The sequence below is a fragment of the Bacillus sp. HNG genome (genome assembly GCF_003400205.1).
Taxonomy (GTDB): Bacteria; Bacillota; Bacilli; order Bacillales; family Bacillaceae_L; genus Ferdinandcohnia.
The window spans coordinates 1-1489 of sequence record NZ_QUQV01000052.1; the positions used below are offsets into that span (position 1 = coordinate 1).

Genomic DNA, 1489 nt, shown 5'->3' on the forward strand with positions numbered 1-1489 from the left:
TGTGCTGAACCCTAAAAGTTAGACCAAAATATTTATGCAGCTTGTTGACTGGTATGAAGACGGTATTCCACCGGGCTCATACCAGTCAATTTTGCTTTTATCCGTTCATTGTTATAGTAAAAAATATAATCAGTTACTGCTTGTTTAAGCTCTTCAAATGACTTATAAACTCTACCGTAATACATTTCCTGTTTCATTATCCCGAAGAAATTTTCCATTGGTGAATTATCCAGACAGTTTCCCTTTCGGGACATACTTTGAAATATACCGTTATCTTTTAGTTTCCTTACATATCTTTTCATTTGATAACCCCAGCCTTGATCAGAGTGTATAGTGGTTCGATAGGGGCAATCTTTTGTTATTTCAATTGCTTCGTCTAAAGCATCCATAATTGCTTGAGCGTTTGGCCGTTCTGAGAACCGAAAGGATAGAATTTCACCATTAAACATATCTAGAAATGGATCTAAATAAGCCTTCCTAATGATTATCTTCCCATCAGAATCGGTTGTATAGTATTTGAATTCAGATGTATCGGTCGTTAATTTTTGATGTGGAATACTTGTATGGAATCTACGGTTTACAAGGTTTTTCGAAATCTTGCCTACAGTTCCTTTATAAGTACTGTATTTACGAGATTTACGTGTGAATGATATACAAGTAATACCAAGTTTATTGGTAATCCGTAGGATTTTTTTGTGATTTACGATATAACCTCTCTTACGCAATTCCATATCAATTCGACGATAGCCATAATTTCCATTATGTTTGTCTACAATCTCTTGGATAATCTTTTCAATCTCTTCATCTGGATTGGAGTCATCAAATCGTTTTTGCCAATACATATAAGTTGCCTTTGGAAAACCTGTGGCCTCAAGGATAACAGCTAATTTGAATTCTTTCCTGAGTTCGTGGATGACCCTGGATTCTGTTTTAGCAGTCGGCTCGGAATATTTATCCCTGAAGCTCGGAGCTTTTTTAAATAGGCATTCTCCGCACGTAGTAATTCTATTTCTTTTAATAATTGTTCTTCCTTCGTCATTTTCTTTTCATTTTTATTCTTCTTCGGCTTATTGGACATTGATGGACGCCCCTTTGATTTAGAGAGCCCTTCAATACCTTCATTTTGCCATTTTCTCAACCAATTAAGAATCATTGGTGGTTCAGTAATGCCAAATTTTCTAGCAACTTCTTCAAGGGAATCTCCTGTTCTTACCTTATAGTTTAAGACATCTATTTTAAATTGAACAGGATAATTCGTAATTGCTTTTTTAGGAGCCAAACCCTGTTTGCCAAATTGTTGGAACGCACTGACCCATTTTCTTATATTGGTTTTACTTCGAATTCCAAATCTAATAGCCAAGGAAGCATATCCACCTTCACCTGCTAAATAAGCGTCAACTACATTTTGCTTAAATCCTTCATCATATTTGACCACAAAAAACACCCCAAAAGTTAGAATTATTCGTCTAACTTTTGGGGTGCACATCAA

General features: G+C 35.5%; 1 protein-coding gene and 1 pseudogene. Both read right to left on the bottom strand.

The window, feature by feature from the left end; genetic code table 11:
• Nucleotides 1-32: 32 nt before the first annotated feature.
• A complete protein-coding gene (locus DZB84_RS24590; RefSeq protein ID WP_317616492.1) occupies nucleotides 33-1022 on the bottom strand; it encodes an IS3 family transposase in 990 nt (329 codons plus the stop codon).
• A gap of 119 nt (nucleotides 1023-1141) precedes the next feature.
• Nucleotides 1142-1486, bottom strand: a pseudogene (locus DZB84_RS25395) (helix-turn-helix domain-containing protein); the annotation flags it as partial.
• Between the last annotated feature and the right edge of the window lie 3 nt (nucleotides 1487-1489).